17 protein-coding genes and 1 pseudogene are annotated in these 15,953 nt (G+C 36.0%); 12 read left to right on the top strand and 6 right to left on the bottom strand.

The features are described from left to right. Positions 1 to 92: 92 nt before the first annotated feature. Complete coding sequence (locus JTI58_RS21740) at positions 93 to 992, bottom strand: PhzF family phenazine biosynthesis protein (protein WP_205443660.1); 900 nt, start codon at positions 990 to 992, stop codon at positions 93 to 95. Between the two features lie 121 nt (positions 993 to 1,113). On the opposite strand from JTI58_RS21740, the gene JTI58_RS21735 reads away from it, so the two are divergent. Next, positions 1,114 to 1,998 carry a LysR family transcriptional regulator gene (locus JTI58_RS21735; protein ID WP_243456198.1) on the top strand — a complete coding sequence of 295 codons (885 nt, stop codon included), beginning with the start codon at positions 1,114 to 1,116 and terminating at the stop codon, positions 1,996 to 1,998. A 124-nt stretch (positions 1,999 to 2,122) separates the two neighbouring features. On the opposite strand, the gene JTI58_RS21730 is transcribed toward JTI58_RS21735, so the two are convergent. Beyond that, a complete protein-coding gene (locus JTI58_RS21730) occupies positions 2,123 to 3,034 on the bottom strand; it encodes a DNA glycosylase (RefSeq protein ID WP_205443658.1) in 912 nt (303 codons plus the stop codon). A 162-nt stretch (positions 3,035 to 3,196) separates the two neighbouring features. On the opposite strand from JTI58_RS21730, the gene JTI58_RS21725 reads away from it, so the two are divergent. From JTI58_RS21725 to JTI58_RS21710, 4 genes are all read left to right on the top strand, one after another. Further along, entirely contained in the window at positions 3,197 to 3,910 is a 714-nt protein-coding gene (locus tag JTI58_RS21725; RefSeq protein WP_205443657.1) for a 2OG-Fe(II) oxygenase, read from the top strand. A gap of 85 nt (positions 3,911 to 3,995) precedes the next feature. Then, entirely contained in the window at positions 3,996 to 4,616 is a 621-nt protein-coding gene (locus JTI58_RS21720; RefSeq protein ID WP_205443655.1) for a bifunctional transcriptional activator/DNA repair enzyme AdaA, read from the top strand. Continuing rightward, the gene (gene adaB / locus JTI58_RS21715; protein WP_205447517.1) at positions 4,600 to 5,133 is read left to right on the top strand and encodes a methylated-DNA--[protein]-cysteine S-methyltransferase; all 534 of its coding nucleotides are present in this window, start codon (positions 4,600 to 4,602) and stop codon (positions 5,131 to 5,133) included. The genes JTI58_RS21720 and adaB overlap by 17 nt, the downstream gene beginning before the upstream one ends. A 30-nt stretch (positions 5,134 to 5,163) precedes the next feature. Continuing rightward, a complete protein-coding gene (locus JTI58_RS21710; protein ID WP_205443653.1) occupies positions 5,164 to 5,982 on the top strand; it encodes an SPL family radical SAM protein in 819 nt (272 codons plus the stop codon). A gap of 92 nt (positions 5,983 to 6,074) precedes the next feature. Here the strand turns inward: JTI58_RS21710 and JTI58_RS21705 are convergent, their stop codons facing one another. Next, positions 6,075 to 6,707, bottom strand: coding sequence for a Crp/Fnr family transcriptional regulator (locus tag JTI58_RS21705; RefSeq protein WP_205443652.1), 633 nt, complete (start codon positions 6,705 to 6,707; stop codon positions 6,075 to 6,077). A 93-nt stretch (positions 6,708 to 6,800) separates the two neighbouring features. Here JTI58_RS21705 and JTI58_RS21700 point away from each other — a divergent pair, with 93 nt between their 5' ends. Next, positions 6,801 to 7,754 carry a nucleoside hydrolase gene (locus JTI58_RS21700; RefSeq protein ID WP_205443650.1) on the top strand — a complete coding sequence of 318 codons (954 nt, stop codon included), beginning with the start codon at positions 6,801 to 6,803 and terminating at the stop codon, positions 7,752 to 7,754. 17 nt (positions 7,755 to 7,771) lie between these two features. Continuing rightward, positions 7,772 to 8,653, top strand: a complete 882-nt coding sequence (locus JTI58_RS21695) for a ribokinase (protein WP_205443649.1) — start codon at positions 7,772 to 7,774, stop codon at positions 8,651 to 8,653. A gap of 115 nt (positions 8,654 to 8,768) precedes the next feature. On the opposite strand, the gene JTI58_RS21690 is transcribed toward JTI58_RS21695, so the two are convergent. Then, the gene (locus JTI58_RS21690; protein ID WP_205443647.1) at positions 8,769 to 9,362 is read right to left on the bottom strand and encodes a DUF6241 domain-containing protein; all 594 of its coding nucleotides are present in this window, start codon (positions 9,360 to 9,362) and stop codon (positions 8,769 to 8,771) included. A 502-nt stretch (positions 9,363 to 9,864) separates the two neighbouring features. Between JTI58_RS21690 and JTI58_RS21685 the strand changes: the two genes are divergently transcribed. Together JTI58_RS21685 and JTI58_RS21680 are read left to right on the top strand one after the other, a co-directional pair. After that, a complete protein-coding gene (locus JTI58_RS21685) occupies positions 9,865 to 12,021 on the top strand; it encodes an ATP-dependent helicase (protein ID WP_205443646.1) in 2,157 nt (718 codons plus the stop codon). Positions 12,022 to 12,349: 328 nt separating this feature from the next. Then, positions 12,350 to 12,925 (top strand): hypothetical protein, encoded by a 576-nt coding sequence (locus JTI58_RS21680; protein ID WP_205443644.1) that lies wholly within the window; start codon positions 12,350 to 12,352, stop codon positions 12,923 to 12,925. A gap of 198 nt (positions 12,926 to 13,123) precedes the next feature. Here JTI58_RS21680 and JTI58_RS21675 read toward each other — a convergent pair whose 3' ends face one another. Next, on the bottom strand, positions 13,124 to 13,906 hold the full coding sequence (locus JTI58_RS21675) for a hypothetical protein (RefSeq protein ID WP_243456196.1): 783 nt from the start codon (positions 13,904 to 13,906) through the stop codon (positions 13,124 to 13,126). A gap of 426 nt (positions 13,907 to 14,332) precedes the next feature. On the opposite strand from JTI58_RS21675, the gene JTI58_RS21670 reads away from it, so the two are divergent. The 3 genes and pseudogenes from JTI58_RS21670 to JTI58_RS25265 all read left to right on the top strand — a co-directional run. After that, entirely contained in the window at positions 14,333 to 14,821 is a 489-nt protein-coding gene (locus tag JTI58_RS21670; protein WP_205443643.1) for an RNA polymerase sigma factor, read from the top strand. Further along, the gene (locus JTI58_RS21665) at positions 14,808 to 15,467 is read left to right on the top strand and encodes a zf-HC2 domain-containing protein (protein ID WP_205443641.1); all 660 of its coding nucleotides are present in this window, start codon (positions 14,808 to 14,810) and stop codon (positions 15,465 to 15,467) included. The genes JTI58_RS21670 and JTI58_RS21665 overlap by 14 nt, the downstream gene beginning before the upstream one ends. A gap of 22 nt (positions 15,468 to 15,489) precedes the next feature. Further along, positions 15,490 to 15,597: pseudogene (locus tag JTI58_RS25265) on the top strand (dihydrofolate reductase); the annotation flags it as partial. A 145-nt stretch (positions 15,598 to 15,742) separates the two neighbouring features. On the opposite strand, the gene JTI58_RS25100 reads toward JTI58_RS25265, so the two are convergent. Further along, positions 15,743 to 15,877, bottom strand: coding sequence for a hypothetical protein (locus JTI58_RS25100; protein WP_279381288.1), 135 nt, complete (start codon positions 15,875 to 15,877; stop codon positions 15,743 to 15,745). Positions 15,878 to 15,953: the final 76 nt, after the last annotated feature.

The following is a 15,953-nucleotide window of genomic DNA, read 5'->3' as shown; positions in this document are numbered from 1 at the left end:
GCATAAATAAGACTTCTCTAAATTTAAGTGAAGAATTTAGAGAAGTTTTATTTTATGATGATTATTAATGCGGAAAATTCAGAAAAATATTTTTATAAGAGTATTTTCCCCTCTACTGAAATAACTGCTGCTCCTGCTACTTCAATAACGGCGTTCTCTCCATCAGGTGTAATCGTCACATAAAGAATCCCTGGTCTATTGATCGTATGTCCTTGACCAATTACTAATTGATGTTTTTCTTGTGGAGCTAGTACATTCTCTAGATATAAATAACCGCCTAATGCACCGTTTGCTGCCCCTGTAACTGGATCTTCATCAATCCCTATATTTGGACAAAAATCTCTTGTATATATATCAAACTCCCCATTTGTGTCAAAGGTAAAGAGGTGAGTGGTTGATATGTTGAATTGATTGTTCATCTTTTTAAGCTCGTTTAATTTAGGTTCTGCTTGGTCAATTGCTTGACGGGTTTTAACTGGAACCATAAGATGTGGGACACCTGTATTCGCTATTTTTATTGGATACCGATCATCAATGTCAGTTTCATGGATTCCTACAAGATCCGCAACGACTTCAGGGCGAATGTCTATATTTTTTACATGGGGGCGTACTTGCGTCATAGACACGCTCGTTAAGTGGTTGTTTTCTGTAATCCATTTTACGGGAATTAGTCCAATGTTCGATTCAAAGGTTATTTTTTCGTCCTTATCAATCCAATTGTACTGATTAGCCATTAACCATGCTGTACCTAACGTAGCGTGACCGCAAAAATCAACTTCTTTTGTAGGTGTAAAATATCTTATTTTATAATCTGCATTTTCATTTATTGATGGTAAAAGAAAGGCTGTTTCCGACAGGTTTAATTCATTGGCTATTTTTAGCATTTCCTCATCTGTTAAATTTTCTGCATGCGGTATAACACCAGCTGGATTTCCTCCAAACGTTTCTGTTGTGAAAGCATCTACATAAAAAAATGCTACTTTTTTATTCATTGCTATCTCCTCCTTCATTCTAAGATTATTGTATTATGATAGAATTAATAAGTAAAATTCATGTTTTTAATCATCAACATGAGGAAGTCGAATGGAAAGTTAAATCTTATACGGAGGTTATATGGTGAACCTTTTGCAAATAGAAATATTCGTCAAAGTAGTCGATATTGGGAATTTCACAAAAGCAGGAGAAATATTGGCTATGACACAATCGGGCATAAGCCATAACATCGCTTCATTAGAGTCAGAACTCGGTATTACACTTTTGAATAGAGGGAGAAATGGCATCTCCTTAACAGATAGTGGAGAACGTATCATCAAAAATATGAGAAATATTTTATCCGAAGCAGAAAGCATTAAACAAGAGGCCGCTTCTATTTTAGGTATACAAAACGGAAAAATAAATATTGGCAGCTTTTCTAGTTTCGCCTCAAAAGTGTTGCCAACGATCATATCAAGGTTTAGAGGAGAGTTTGAAGGAATTGAAATAAACTTTTATGAGGGGAGCTATGAGCAAATTACACGTTGGGTGGAAGAGGGGAAAGTGGATATCGGTTTTACATCTTTGAGTCACCCCCTGGCTCATTTGGAGGCTATACCCTTATTAAGAGATCGATTAGTCCTTATAGTACCTAATCATCATCATCTTGCAAAAAATGGACAAGTGAAAGTGGAAGATCTTCAAGGGGAGGCTTTTATTATGCCCCAGCTAGGATGTGAAGTGAGTGTCAAACAATTTTTAAAAGAACAAAAAGTTTCCCCAAAGATACAGTTTAATGTGGAAGAAAATCAAACGATCATTGCAATGGTACGTGAAGGATTAGGCATTACAATCATACCAGAACTAGCTTTACCCTATAATTTACAAGGTTCCATTGTAAAACCTCTCTTACCCGAACCTTTCCGTGAAATAAGCATCATTACTAGGTCAAAGAAACAATCTCTTCCTGCTGTCAAAGCGTTTATAAAAACAACGATGGATTGTATTAAAGATTTACAGCTATAATATGAATTTTGTGTCCATTGCGATTGTTCGTCATTATTGTCGAAGAACGTAGCTGCATAAGAGCATGTTTAATTGATTTTTTTCAAAACATGCTCTCAAATCAAGGTTATAAAGTTGTCATTATTTAGTAAAGAACACGCCATAAAAAGAAGGTAGCGTAGGATTCCCAGTTTTTCCATGGAATCGATAGCTCTAAGATTTCATCTTTCGTAGGCTTTCGGTTCATATTACGTACTGTTTTTATTGAATTAATAAGACCTACATCATCAATTGGAAAAGCTGTCTGAAGCCTAAGGCAACGCATTAGCACATAGTTGGCTGTCCAAGGTCCGATTCCTCGTATTTTGATTAAGCTTTTCTCCGCCTCTTTAAAATTCATTTTCTTTAATTGTTCCTTTGATAATTCTCCACTTGCCATTAATCTGGCAATGCCAATGATGTATTCACTTTTTTTAACCGTCATTTTAATAGCTGCTAGGTCAGTAGGGGTTAACTGTGCAATTCGTTCGTATGATGGGAATATCCAATACTTTTTACCATTCCATTCGATAGAATCGCCAAAGCTTTCTACAAATTGCCTCTTTAAGGTATAGGCAAAGGCTAGGTTAATTTGTTGCCCTAAAACGCCCCAGCATAAAGCTTCAAATAAATCGGGAATGCCGATAACTCGCAATCCATAGAATTTTTCGGCAGGCATTTTAAGTATTGGGTCTGCATTTGCCATTTCATAAAATGGCGTTAAATCGTTATCAAGATCAAACCATTCATGAATGTATGTTACAATCGCTTCCCGCTTCCACTGATCAAAAGGTTTAGAATCATTTAGGAATTGAACAATCATTTGTTGATTATCGATTACGCTTATCTGCACTAATGACTGAATTTCTCCAATGGCTATCACTTTTGTGATGATATCGTTTTCTATTTCATACATGCATTCATTATTTTCTCTCGTTAAATAGCCTAGATTCGCATTCATATCAAAATTTGCAGGTAGGGTAATGCGTATCACATCATCTACTTCATGCCATGTCACTTTTTCATTCTCCTTTACAACATACACAGTTTGTTATTTTACTTTATCATAAAAAGATCTTTCCTCATTTTGTTATCTTGCTATTCCATTCTAAACTCCTTATTTTTTTCTATTGATGCGGTTATAGTGTTAGTTATTAAGAAAGCTAAGGAGGGAATAAAAATGATCCAAGCTATTAAAACGCGTGTCGGGAGCTTAGATTGGGATTCTATTCAACATGAACTCGATGAGCAAGGATTTGCAAAGCTTCCAGCGATTTTAACAAAAGAGGAATGTGAATTCTTAATAGGGTTGTATTGTACCGAAGAGCCATACAGAACGACCATCAATATGTCGAGATATCGCTTTGGGGATGGGGAATACAAATATTTTTCCTATCCATTGCCAGAAATCATCCAAAGTTTAAGAGAGTCCTTTTATCAAGAATTGGCCAAAACAGCCAATCGATGGTTGGGTTATTTAAAGAAAACAGAGCAGTTTCCAGCTCAACTTCACGATTTTTTGAACACTTGTGAAGAATATGAACAAACTAGACCGACACCGTTACTCTTAAAGTATGAAGCAGGTGGCTTTAATTGTTTGCATCAAGATTTATATGGGGATATCTTCTTCCCGTTTCAAGTAGTATTTGTATTAAATCGACGCGAACAAGACTTTTGTGGTGGTGAATCACTGTTAGTGGAACAAATTCCTCGTGCTCAGAGTAGGGGACATGTCATTACATTAGATCAAGGCAGTGCGCTCATCTTTCCTACTAACCATAGACCTGTTCAAGGTAAAAAGGGATATTACAAAAATACGGTTCGTCATGGAGTAAGTACGATTACTGCGGGAGAACGATACGGTCTTGGCATCATTTTTCACGATTCTAAATAAAAAAATTTCAATATCTTGCTATTCCATATTCAGAATTGTACATTGTGAATTTTTAGGGAGTATATTGTAAGGAGAGGTGAGATAAATGCGGGATCGTATTAATGATGAAAATAAAATTTCGAATGATGCAGACATGATGACAGATGAAAAGTGGCAAGCAATTCTCAATAATGATTCAGCGTACAACAATCAATTTTTCTATGCTGTAAAATCAACAGGGATATTTTGTAAACCATCCTGTAAATCTCGCGTGCCGAAAAAAGAAAATGTATGTATTTTTGCAAACGCTGAACAAGCACTCCGCGCAAATTTTCGCCCTTGTAAACGTTGCAAGCCAACGAATGAAAATCTGCCTGATAGTGAGTGGGTTGATGTCATCACAGCATACATCGATCAAAATTTTGCTGAAAAATTAACGCTAGAATCGTTAGCAACGATTTGTCATGGAAGTCCCTATCATATGCATCGAACCTTTAAAAAGATTAAAGGCATGACACCAGTTGCGTATATACAACAAGTTCGCGTACACGTGGCTAAACAGTATTTGATTCAGACAAATAAAGCGATTGGAGAGATTGCCATCTGTGTGGGTATGGCAAACGTGCCCTATTTTATTACTTTATTTAAAAAGAAAACGGGACAGACACCAGCACAATTTCGTCAAATGAGAAAAATGGAGGAAACGAATGATGGAAACAAGGAATAAACCAATACTGTATTGGTCTTTACTAAAGTTTGAGGATTGGCATTTTTCTATAGCTTCTACCTCCAAGGGGCTTGTGTTTGTAGGTTCCCAGAACAAATCATTCGAGGAATTATTTGAATGGGCGAAGAAACGCTTTCCAGGAAGTCCGCTTGTTGAAGATGAGGAAAAGCTTGAACCCTATGTTATTGAGATCATTCAGTATCTAGAAGGGAAGAGGAAAACCTTTACTGTACCATTGGCGTATGTAGGTACGCCATTTCAGCTAGCCGTCTGGCAAGCACTTTGTGAAATCCCTTATGGGCAGACGAAATCCTATTCTGACATTGCTTATGCTATAAATAAACCAGCAGCTGTTCGTGCTGTCGGAGCGGCTATTGGGGCTAATCCGGTCTTACTTACTATACCGTGCCATCGTGTAACAGGAAAGAATGGCTCTTTAACTGGCTATCGGGGCGGATTAGAAATGAAGAAATTGCTCTTGGACCTTGAAAAAAGAGCTTCATCTAGCAATAAGTAATACTTGCCACACATGGAATGGAGGTTCCGTATGAAAAGTGAAATCTTTTATAAAAACCCAAAAACCATTTTGAATAAAGGGACTGGCTTTCTTTCTGGCTATACACATTCACTCAATCCTTATACAGGCTGTTCATTTGGATGCTCCTATTGTTATGTACGTCAAATGCCTGTATCTCTTTTTCGAGAAGGGGAATGGGGAAGTTGGGTAGATGTTAAAAATGGTGCGGCGAATGTATTAAAAAGGGAGCTCCATCGTGCCAAAGCTAAAGGGCCTGTAACTATTTTTATGTCCTCAAGTACAGACCCGTATCAACTAATAGAGCATAAGGAAAAAGTAACGCGATCTTTACTGGAAGTTATGGTAGAGGATCCCCCTGACTTCCTATTTGTACAGACAAGAAGTCCGCTTGTCAGTCGAGATATGGATTTACTGCGACAATTCAAAGATAAAGTGCGGGTAAGTATGACAGTAGAAACGGATAGGGAGGATATTCGCAAGTATTTTACGCCCTATGCGCCTCCTATTCCAGCAAGGCTTAAAACACTTCAACAGCTTGCTGAATTCGATATTCCTACACAGGTTGCCATCGCACCCGTATTACCAAGCAGCGAGCATTTTGCAGAAATACTGCGTCCCTTGGTTAACCGCGTATGTATTGACGATTATTTTATGGGGGACGGAAGCGGTGGTAAACGAACACATAGGATGGGTGTACAAGCCTTATATAGCAATCTGGAAATGGAAGATTGGTACCATCCGTCCATCTATCAAATGGTTTATAAACGAATGCGGCAATATTTTATGGAAGACGAACTTTTCATTAGCCAGAAGGGTTTCGAACCCTAGCGTTATCGCTTTGATAAGAAGGCGACACCATAGTACAGAATGGCAGCCTTCTATTTTTAATCTGAAAACTACTATCATCCTGAATTTTATCTTTATCTAAAAATTTCAAGGTACATTTCTATTTCTTCAATTGAAGTTATAGCGAATTTTTTATTTTTATAACTTATCAAGCCCTCATTTATGCACTGAGCGATGGAGCGATTTAAGCTTCTAATAGGTGCACAGACCTCACTTGATAAAATTTGCTTTGTAAGGTTATCTAAATCACCGATTTTATAATGATTATGTATGCTTAATAAGATACGATCTTTAACTGTTAGCAATGATAATTTTGCCGTAGTATCTGAACTTGAAGTTAATTTTGAAGCAAGTTGTTTCATTATATATAAATTAAAGTTAAAATCGATTTTCATCCATTCATAAACCTTTGTTTTATGGATAGCGATCGTTTCACAATTTTGTTTCGCAATAACACCGAGTGTTTTCACTTTTTCATTAAAAATTTCTATTTCCCCAAAGCAACTATATGAATCATAAATATATAGCGAAAGCATCGCCCCCTCATAGCTTTGTCTATACACCTCAGCCATCCCTGTAGTTAGAATATAGAGATAATTATTTTGTTCATGCGGGTGAATAATGAGGCTTCCTTTCTTGTGGCTTCTATAAATAAATTCTTTCTTAATGTGCGTCGGTGCATCATTCACAATATCTTGAAAATCCAAATTTTCACCTTCTTTTTGCTTTTGGTCATTTGACCTGTTTTCATTATAGATTGAATTATATAATCAGGGCAAATAAGAATTGGAGGTCTTGTTATGAGGAAATTAATTATTGACACAGATACTGGAAGTGATGATGCGGTTGCATTAATTATGGCATTAAAATCAACTAATCTTAAAGTAGAGGCGATTACAACGGTTTGTGGCAATGTCCCAGTTGAATTAGCAACAAAAAATGCTCTAATGACTATCGAGGTTGCTAATGGTCAAAAGCCACCACTTTATGTTGGGGCAGCCAAACCACTTATGCGTGATTTAGTTACAGCTGTTAATGTTCATGGTGAAGACGGAATGGGCGATTGTCATTTAATAAATCCTACCCTTGTGCCAGAAACCATGCATGCGGTAGATGCGATCCTTGAAATGATTGAAAATAACCCTGATGAAATTGAAATTGTAACCATTGGTCCTGTTACAAATATTGCCCTTGCTTTTTTAAAAGCACCAGAGACCATGAAAAAGGTAAAGCATATTTACACAATGGGTACTTCTGGCTTTGGCCCTGGTAACACTACACCTGTTGCTGAATTTAATGTGTATGTAGATGCAGAGGCATATAGTATTATGCTCAACTCTGGTATATCGACTACCATCATTGGATTTGATGTATGTTTAGGTGAGGCAGCTTTGAATAAGGAAGATATGGATGTATTACTAGCAAGCGGTAAAGAGGAGGCTGTGTTCTCTGTTCAATGTAACCGTTCCTTGCTTGAATATAATTTACAAAGAAGTAATGAACATATGGTTGATTTACCTGATGCCGTAGCAATGGGTGTTGTATTATGGGATGAAATCGTTTTGGAAGACAAGTTATGTTACTGCTATGTGTGTACGACAGAAGCTGCTGCCTATGGTCAAGTGATCATAAATGACGGTAGTAAACTTGCCATTTCGGATGGATTTGCAGGGCACATGCCTAATGCAACAGTTTGTAAGTCTATTGACAATCAGTTATTCAAGAAACGTCTATTAGCATTATTGGTAAGTTAACATGATGGGGTGTGTAAATGAAATTTATAAATTTCGGATCATTAAATATTGATAAAGTTTATACAGTTCCTCACCTCGTTAAAGAAGGAGAAACTTTATCTTCGGTCAGTTATGAGGAATATCCAGGTGGAAAAGGATTAAACCAATCCCTAGCCCTTGCAAAATCTGGTGCCCAAGTGTTTCATGCAGGTAAAATTGGCAAAGATGGTTTTTTTCTAAAACAACAATTAGCATTAGCGGGAGTTAATGTTGAGGGAATAGAGGAGGACGGTTTGATCACAGGGCATGCCCTTATTCAAGTAGCGCCTACAGGTGAAAATTGTATTTTGCTCTATGGTGGAGCGAATAAAGAAATAACGGTTGAACAAATTGATCAAGTATTAGAGGACTTCCATGCGGATGATTTTCTAGTTCTACAAAACGAAACAAACTGCTTGGAATACCTAATCAATGCAGCTTATAAAAAGGGGTTAACCATTGCGTTTAATCCTTCTCCGATAAGCGAGGATATTAAGGATTTAGACTTTTCGAAAATTGATTTTCTGATACTGAATGAAATTGAAGGACAAGAAATTAGTGGGGAATGCTCACCTAATAAAATACTCAATCACTTACTATCAATCTATAGTAATTTAAAGATTGTGCTGACTTTAGGTAAAAATGGGGTCATATATAAAGACAATGTACAAGAGCACAAGCAAGAAATCTATAATGTCAAGGTGAAAGACACGACGGCAGCAGGTGATACTTTCTTGGGTTATTTCCTTAGTATGATTTCTCAAAAACCTAATGTTAAATATGCCCTTAACATTGCCTCAAAAGCTGCTTCACTTGCAGTATCAAGAAAAGGCCCCTCTTCTTCTATCCCAATTTTGGCAGAGGTACTCGGTAAAGATTAAATAGTTGATGGAACTTCTTTAGATGTTGTGAAGGATTTAAAAGAAAGTCGTACCATTTTGCCCCTTTAGATATGCTTTATCTAAAGGGGTTTCCTGTATTAAAAAAAACAGAAATTTAACTCTGTTTTTCTACTGGAATACCAAAGACGCGGAATATATAGTCGCTTTCTTGTTCTTTTGTAGCAATAGCATTGGCTAGTCCACTTTGTTTTGTGCCTTGAAGATACCACATATCATTATGGTCTTGGTCTACGGATGAAAAATCATTCTGCTGCCAATGACTTAATAGCTCTACATATTTATCTCTGTGTTCGAAATGATCTTTATTGGACTGTACCATTTGGAGTAAAGTTTCAATTCTTTCAGGGGTAATCATAATTGATGACTCTTTTTCATCAGCAATCACCTTTTGATGTGACATTTGCTGAATAACTTCTTGCATGAGATTCTCAACAAAGGGTTCATCTCCACTTTTCCATTCATCAATCTTCTTGGAATATGTAGCATTTTCCCAACCAAAATTCGTATCCACTGTCGATACAAACTCTTTCTTATCATTTTCTTTTGAAATCGATTGACCGTTATCTAATTCGCTCTCGACATTTTTAGAAGTTTCGTTGTCATCGTTCTTTTTCATAATCAAAAACGTACCACTTATACTCAATAATGCTGTTAAAACAACTATACCTAAAACATGAATTCTCTTCATTTTTTTACCACCTTTTTAATAATTAACCTAAAATTATCATATAGGTATCACTATGTAAACAGAAGTCCACGACTAAGAGCTAATTAATCCCCTGATACCCTATATGCATGTACGTACATTTTGATTTTAGGGGAGTAGGGAGTAATTTATCGTTCATAAGAGGGTTATTCGTACAAATTGTGCTACTTATTATTTAAAGTATATTTGCACAATATTTATCCACATAAGATATTCCTTACACGTATTTGATGTAATATTGCTAAGGAACGAATATTAAATGTGGCATGTATAGCATAAAAATAACAAAAAATGTACGCCATTCTGTACAATATATCCCCAGCGGAAATAGAAAACTTACTGGTAGTTACACGTAAAAGGACATTTAAGTGTCCTTATTATAAAGCTGCTTGATACATATGATTATCCTTTCTTTGCTTTCCTCGGATGAGTCCTCATCATCTGGTATAATAGAATATAGATTTTTTAGAACGGAGCAATTGATATGAATGGAGCGCAAAAAGCATTTTTTGAGGAAAAGGAGCGTTCACTTGGCGTTTATCTAAATGATGTGCAGAAGCAGGCGGTATTGCAAACGAGTGGTCCGCTGTTACTTTTGGCATCTCCTGGTTCAGGAAAAACAACGACGATTATTATGCGTATTGGCTATATGATTGAGACGCTTGGTGTGAAGCCTTCTCGCATAAAGGCTGTCACGTTTAGTAAGGCATCGGCAAATGATATGAAAGCACGTTTTGCAAAGTTTTTTCCGCATTTGACACCGATTGATTTCTCAACGATTCATAGTTTAGCATTTCAAGTTGTGCGGCAGACACTTGAACGTCAGGGCATTTCGTATGGGATTATGGAAGAAGCGGACAAGCCTGGTGTTATGTCAAAAAAACGAGTGCTTCGCGAGATTTTTGAACAATTAAATGGCTCGAAAATTACTGAAGATCAGTTAGACGAGCTACTGACGTACATAACGTTTGTCAAAAATAAAATGCTGCCAGAACAGGAATGGGCAATAGCCGAAGTAAAGGTGCCTAGAAAAGTCGAGATTTTACAGCGTTATGAGGAATATAAACGCACAGGTAGTGACCGTTTATTGATTGATTTTGACGATATGTTGTTAATGGCGAATGATATTTTTACGAAAAATCGAGAGGTGTTGGCGCAATATCAACGTCGATATGATTTTTATTTAACAGATGAAAGTCAGGATACGTCGCCAGTTCAACATGCGATCATCGAGAAGCTCGTCGCAGTCCATCAAAATTTATGCGTCGTTGCCGATGAGGATCAGGCCATTTATAGCTGGCGCGGTGCAGAGCCCGATTATTTGTTGAACTTCCAAAAGATTTATCCGGAGGCACATGTTTTACTAATGACACAAAACTATCGTTCATCTGCAGCGATTGTAGAGTCAGCTAATTTATTTATTCAGCGAAATAAAAAGCGTTATAACAAACAAATGTTCACACAAAATCCTGCAGCAGAGCCAATCTCGTTTAAAATCCTAGAGAATTACAGCTTACAGGCCAAATATTTAGTGAACCAGTTAAAAAATTTGTCTAAGCGTGGCACAACGGCTGTTTTATATCGAAATAATACGTCAGCCATTCCGCTTATGGACGCCTTAGACAGAGCGGGTTTGCCTTTCTATATGAAGGATTCCTCAATTCGCTTTTTCACGCATTGGGTCGTGGAGGATATTATGAACTTCATGCGGCTAGCGTACAATACAAAAAATATCTCGATATTTGAAAAAGTTTACAGAAAAATGAATGCTTATATTACACCATCCCAATTAAATGCGCTGCAGAAAGTGCCGGAGGATGGCTGTGTATTCACACTATTGTTAGAGCATGTGGAGTTAAAGGATTATCAGCCTGAATATATTAAGCGGATTCGCAAAACGTATGATAGCATTCAATTTGATAAAACAACGCCAACAGCCATGCTAGAGCATATCCGTTATGACTTTGGTTATGAGCGTGCCTTAAAGAAAATGAGTGAGGACCTCGGTTTTAATTATGAAAATTTACAAGATATTGTGGATGTACTTGGGTTAATTGCTCGCCATACGTCAACGATGACCGAATTTGCGGGACGTTTGAAATACCTTGAAAATTTAGCACGTACGTCTCATACGAAAAATGAATGGAATGCCATTACACTAACAACATTACACAGTTCAAAAGGCTTGGAATTTGACCGTGTGTATTTGATTGATTTAATTGATGGGATTTTACCTAGTGAGAAGGAAGCAGAAATCGAGGAAGAAACAAGACTCTTTTATGTCGGTATCACACGTGCTATTCATCATTTGGAATTAATTTCATATAGCAAGCGCTTTAAAGCAAGTGTGGTGCCATCGATGTTCATGAAGGCGTTAAAACAAATCGTCTCACCACAGGAAGTGCCAAAGAAAGCGTCAAAAAGTACAAAGAAAGCACTAACGCAATACCGCAATGAGCGGACGATTACAACCGAATCCGCGTTAATCGTTGGCTCAAAAGTAAAGCATGTGATTTTTGGAGATGGCGAAATTTTGGCCGTTACGAGTAGCACGATTAAATTGTCATTTGCTACGGGGATAAAGCAGTTTATGACGGATACATGTTTACAGCAAGGCTATTTAGAAGCGGTGGAAGATTAATGCAGCGTATTCGAGTTTTTTTCGAATACGCTTTTATAATAGTGCTAAATAATTTCCTAGCGAACGAGTCGCATATTTTGTTGAGTCTACTGACTTACATTGAATGACCGAATATGCAACTATACCCTTTTTAAGAATAAGGGGAATAGAGGAAGAACAACAAATAGTCATTAGTTTAGTTTTCTCTTACAGCATGTGGAATGATTAGCTGTAAAGGGGTATGAAAAATGAAATTTTCATCTTCAGAGCAGATGCATTTTAATATTTACTAAGCAGGATGGTGAAAGAACATTAAGGGTACCTTACTATTTAAAAGGAGTAACCTACAATGAAAAATCTGTGCTTAATTAGCTTGTCTACGTTTATATTTTCGTTTAGTCTGTCCATGTTATTTGGAAATCCTGCTTATTCACAAACTACATCTTTAGATAAAATGGCATATTTATATCCAGCTAATAAGGAAAAAATATTTGATGAAACTGTAGAGGGATTTTACCAGGCACTTAGAGATCTAAAGTATTCTGTACATCAGGAGCTTTATCAAAGATATAAGCAGAAGCCAAAGGAACAGCAAAGACATTTAGAAACTGTTCTTTTTAAAGAAATGCCTGATGCATCTGTAAGTATTAGAAAAAAATTATTGTTTAAGGAAGTAGAAGGATTCAATTATATAACCTTTGATGGCAATATTCTTCGTACTTATCCTGGTATAGATATTAACGACTATCAGGTTATTAGCCCTGAGAGGCAAGTTTATTTCTTTTATTCCTTTAAAGACACAGAAAAAGAATTTAGGGGTAGATATGCAATTTATGATGTTGAAACGAAAGAAATGGTAGCAGGTGGAGGTACTTATATGCCAAAACTCAATCTTACAAGGAACACTTACGATAAAGAAGGATAAGTTTAGGTAAAATAGCAAAAAAGTTGTTGAAATCTTATTCAATTAACGTGGCCATTAGTAAATTTATATTCAGCAATCGGGCGTATTTCTTTAATAAGGAATGCGTCTATTTGCATTCAAGGCTATATTGTGGAGTAAAGTAATTACCTACTCCTATATCATGCATTTGGAGCAGGTTAGTTGTAGAAAAATTCACACTTATTGAGATTTTTCACGTTCATTTAATTTTTGATCTTGTTTTAACCAAAAATCGGGTGGTTGATAACGAATGAAAGAATAATCAAGTTCAGCGCCATTCGTTGCTAACTGAACTAATAAAAGTTTCTCTTTATTACTTGGATGTATATCTGCAGTCTTAATGGAAATTACCTCTACTCCTGTTCGTTTAGGTGTTCCAACCACAACAACTTGATTTCCTTTTGTATAAACATCTGTGATAGTAGTTTGAAACACAACTATATAGAGGTCTAAATCTGTTTCATTTGCAGTAGTAGAAAAAGTAATACCCACATTCTGTTGGAAATTTAATTCAGCTGAAATTCCAATGGCATAAAAAGGGAATATACGGTGAAGAGAATAATGTATTCGAGAAGGAATATAGCTCCATCTCCCACCCCAATATGTGCTATGCCAGTGTTCTTCATATATCGGTCTAATATAGCTTGGTTCGCTTTTTATTACTTTGAAAGGAATTTTTACTCCTTCTTTTAACACTTCTGAAATGGGGATGATATCGGTAGGAAAACTCATTTCTGTTTCTTTTTCAAATGGAAATGGTGAATCAAGAATAGTGGTAGGTTCAGGTGGTTCGAGGCTATCTAAACGTTGTTCCAATTCCTGAGTTTGTTTATGTTCACCTTTATCGCTGTGCGACTGATAAAAGGGTAACTCCAAAGATTTTGCACTTATGGACTTACTGTAATCAAGTAAGCTTAAAATAATCGAAAAACAAATCATATAGCCAATCTTTGTTTTGAACATATAGTCATCACCTCACCATATTTTCTGCTTTTACTAGGGAGTTATGCGTGAGATAAGTTATTCAAGTAACAAGTGCTTAAATTATAGAACTTACGGTGCAGTTTACTTCAATTAGGACGAAACGACCTAAAGGCAGACCTTTTATATGTCTGCCAATTTTCATAATTTTTGTAACGAAACTCACTTTACTTAGTCTTAATTAGGAAAGGAGGTAGAAATGCGACTGAGTTTGAGCGTATATACAATCAATACTTCCGGGATGTTCGCTCGTTTGAAAAGATAGCAGTTTAAGGCTTTAAAAAGCATTGATAAATTCAAAGGCAATTGCAAAATCAAAAAATATAATGCTCATCGTGTAAAATATTCCAATATTTTTGTAACGAAATTAAATTCTAGGAGTTATATAAGTGAAAGGGGTGAAAAGAGGTGGACTTTGAGGAAATCTATCAAGCATATTTTAAAGAAATTTATTTGTTTATCAAATCATTAAGTCACGATGAGGGGATAGCCGAGGAAATTACGCAAGAAGCATTTTTTAAGGCGTTAAGGGCAATTGAAAAATTCGATGGTTCTAAAGATATTAGAGCGTGGCTTTTTACAATTGCAAAAAATACATATTTCTCTCACTACAAAAAAAATAAACGACAAATAGATTTGGATGTAGTAGAAGAATCAGGAGTGCAAATTGTAAATCATTTGATGAATGAAGAAGATGCCTTCGCAGTTCACCAGTTTCTACACTCGATGAAAGAGCCATATAAGGAGGTCTTTTCACTACGGACTTTTGGAGAATTACCGTTTGAGAAAATAGGGCTTCTTTTTGGAAAAAGTGCAGGCTGGGCAAGGGTGACCTATTACAGAGCAAGGAAACAAATTACTGAGTATATGGAGGAGAAGAATTATGAAAGAGATTAAATGCACAATTATTCAAGATATTTTACCTCTTTATATTGATGGAGTAGTTAGTCAAGATACAAAAGAAATGGTAGACCAGCATTTACAGCATTGTGAAAAATGCCAAAAGGAATATGAAACAATGAAACGTAACCTGTATATTCCAGCAGAAAATAAAGCCCCTATTATTCAAAAGATTAATAAAAAATGGCGTAAGAAAAAAGTTATCATTTCATTTGCCTCCATTTTTGCTACAGCTATCATTTTATTAGGAGCGTATTTACTTATTTTTTATTATGAAAGGGTTATTCCTTATTCGAAAGAACTATTTAAAATTGAAATGCAAAATGATAATCAATTGGTTTCTCATTATTACGGTAAAAGTTATGCTACTTTTCACGGGACCCATCCTAGTCCATTTGAAATTGACGGTGAGAAAAAGAATGTGAGTTTTATCTTTTATACAGAAACAATTGCTGATTCTCCTTCAAGAAGCCTAACAAATAACGAGAAGAATCTCAATGAACAGGATTATATCTGGAAGTTTGATGAAAGTGAAAAAATTGATGCTGTGTATTATGTGGACTATGATGTAGAAAAAATCGTTGCTGGAAAGGATTCTTGGGATTCAATTTTAGAACGTGCTGTATTGATTTGGGAAAAATAAAACAAATTATGAGAATTTAGTTTTCCCAGAAGTTCATTTCGATAATTGGAAAGAAGTTTCTGTTGAAAAAGGGATAATGAATGACAAAAACCCTTATAACTACTATTTTCATGTTTATGAAAGAAAATAGTGCTTTACTTCAAGATAGGATTCCATAGAGATCCTATCTTTTTCTTTTTCAAATGATGGAGAAAGTCGGCTTATTTGGGAATATTAAAACCGTGGTATATTATAATCAGATAGTGGGCTTAAAGGATTGGTTAGCTTTCTTATGGTCAAGATGACTTAACACCAGCAGACGACCAAGAGTAAATTGATGTTGCTGTTATAATGGATGAGATGGAATAAATCGGTTCTACTTGATTAAACACGAATTTGGCATCTAAAATTCGGATTGATGGATGTTCCATTTTGATGCATTCAATACAGACTATGTTGTATTTTACTAACGAAGCAAGTTAGTCCGATAAGGAATATGTATAATAA

It is taken from the genome of Lysinibacillus fusiformis (genome assembly GCF_016925635.1).
Classification (GTDB): domain Bacteria; phylum Bacillota; class Bacilli; order Bacillales_A; family Planococcaceae; genus Lysinibacillus; species Lysinibacillus fusiformis_F.
This window is presented reverse-complemented; position numbering and strand designations above follow the sequence as displayed.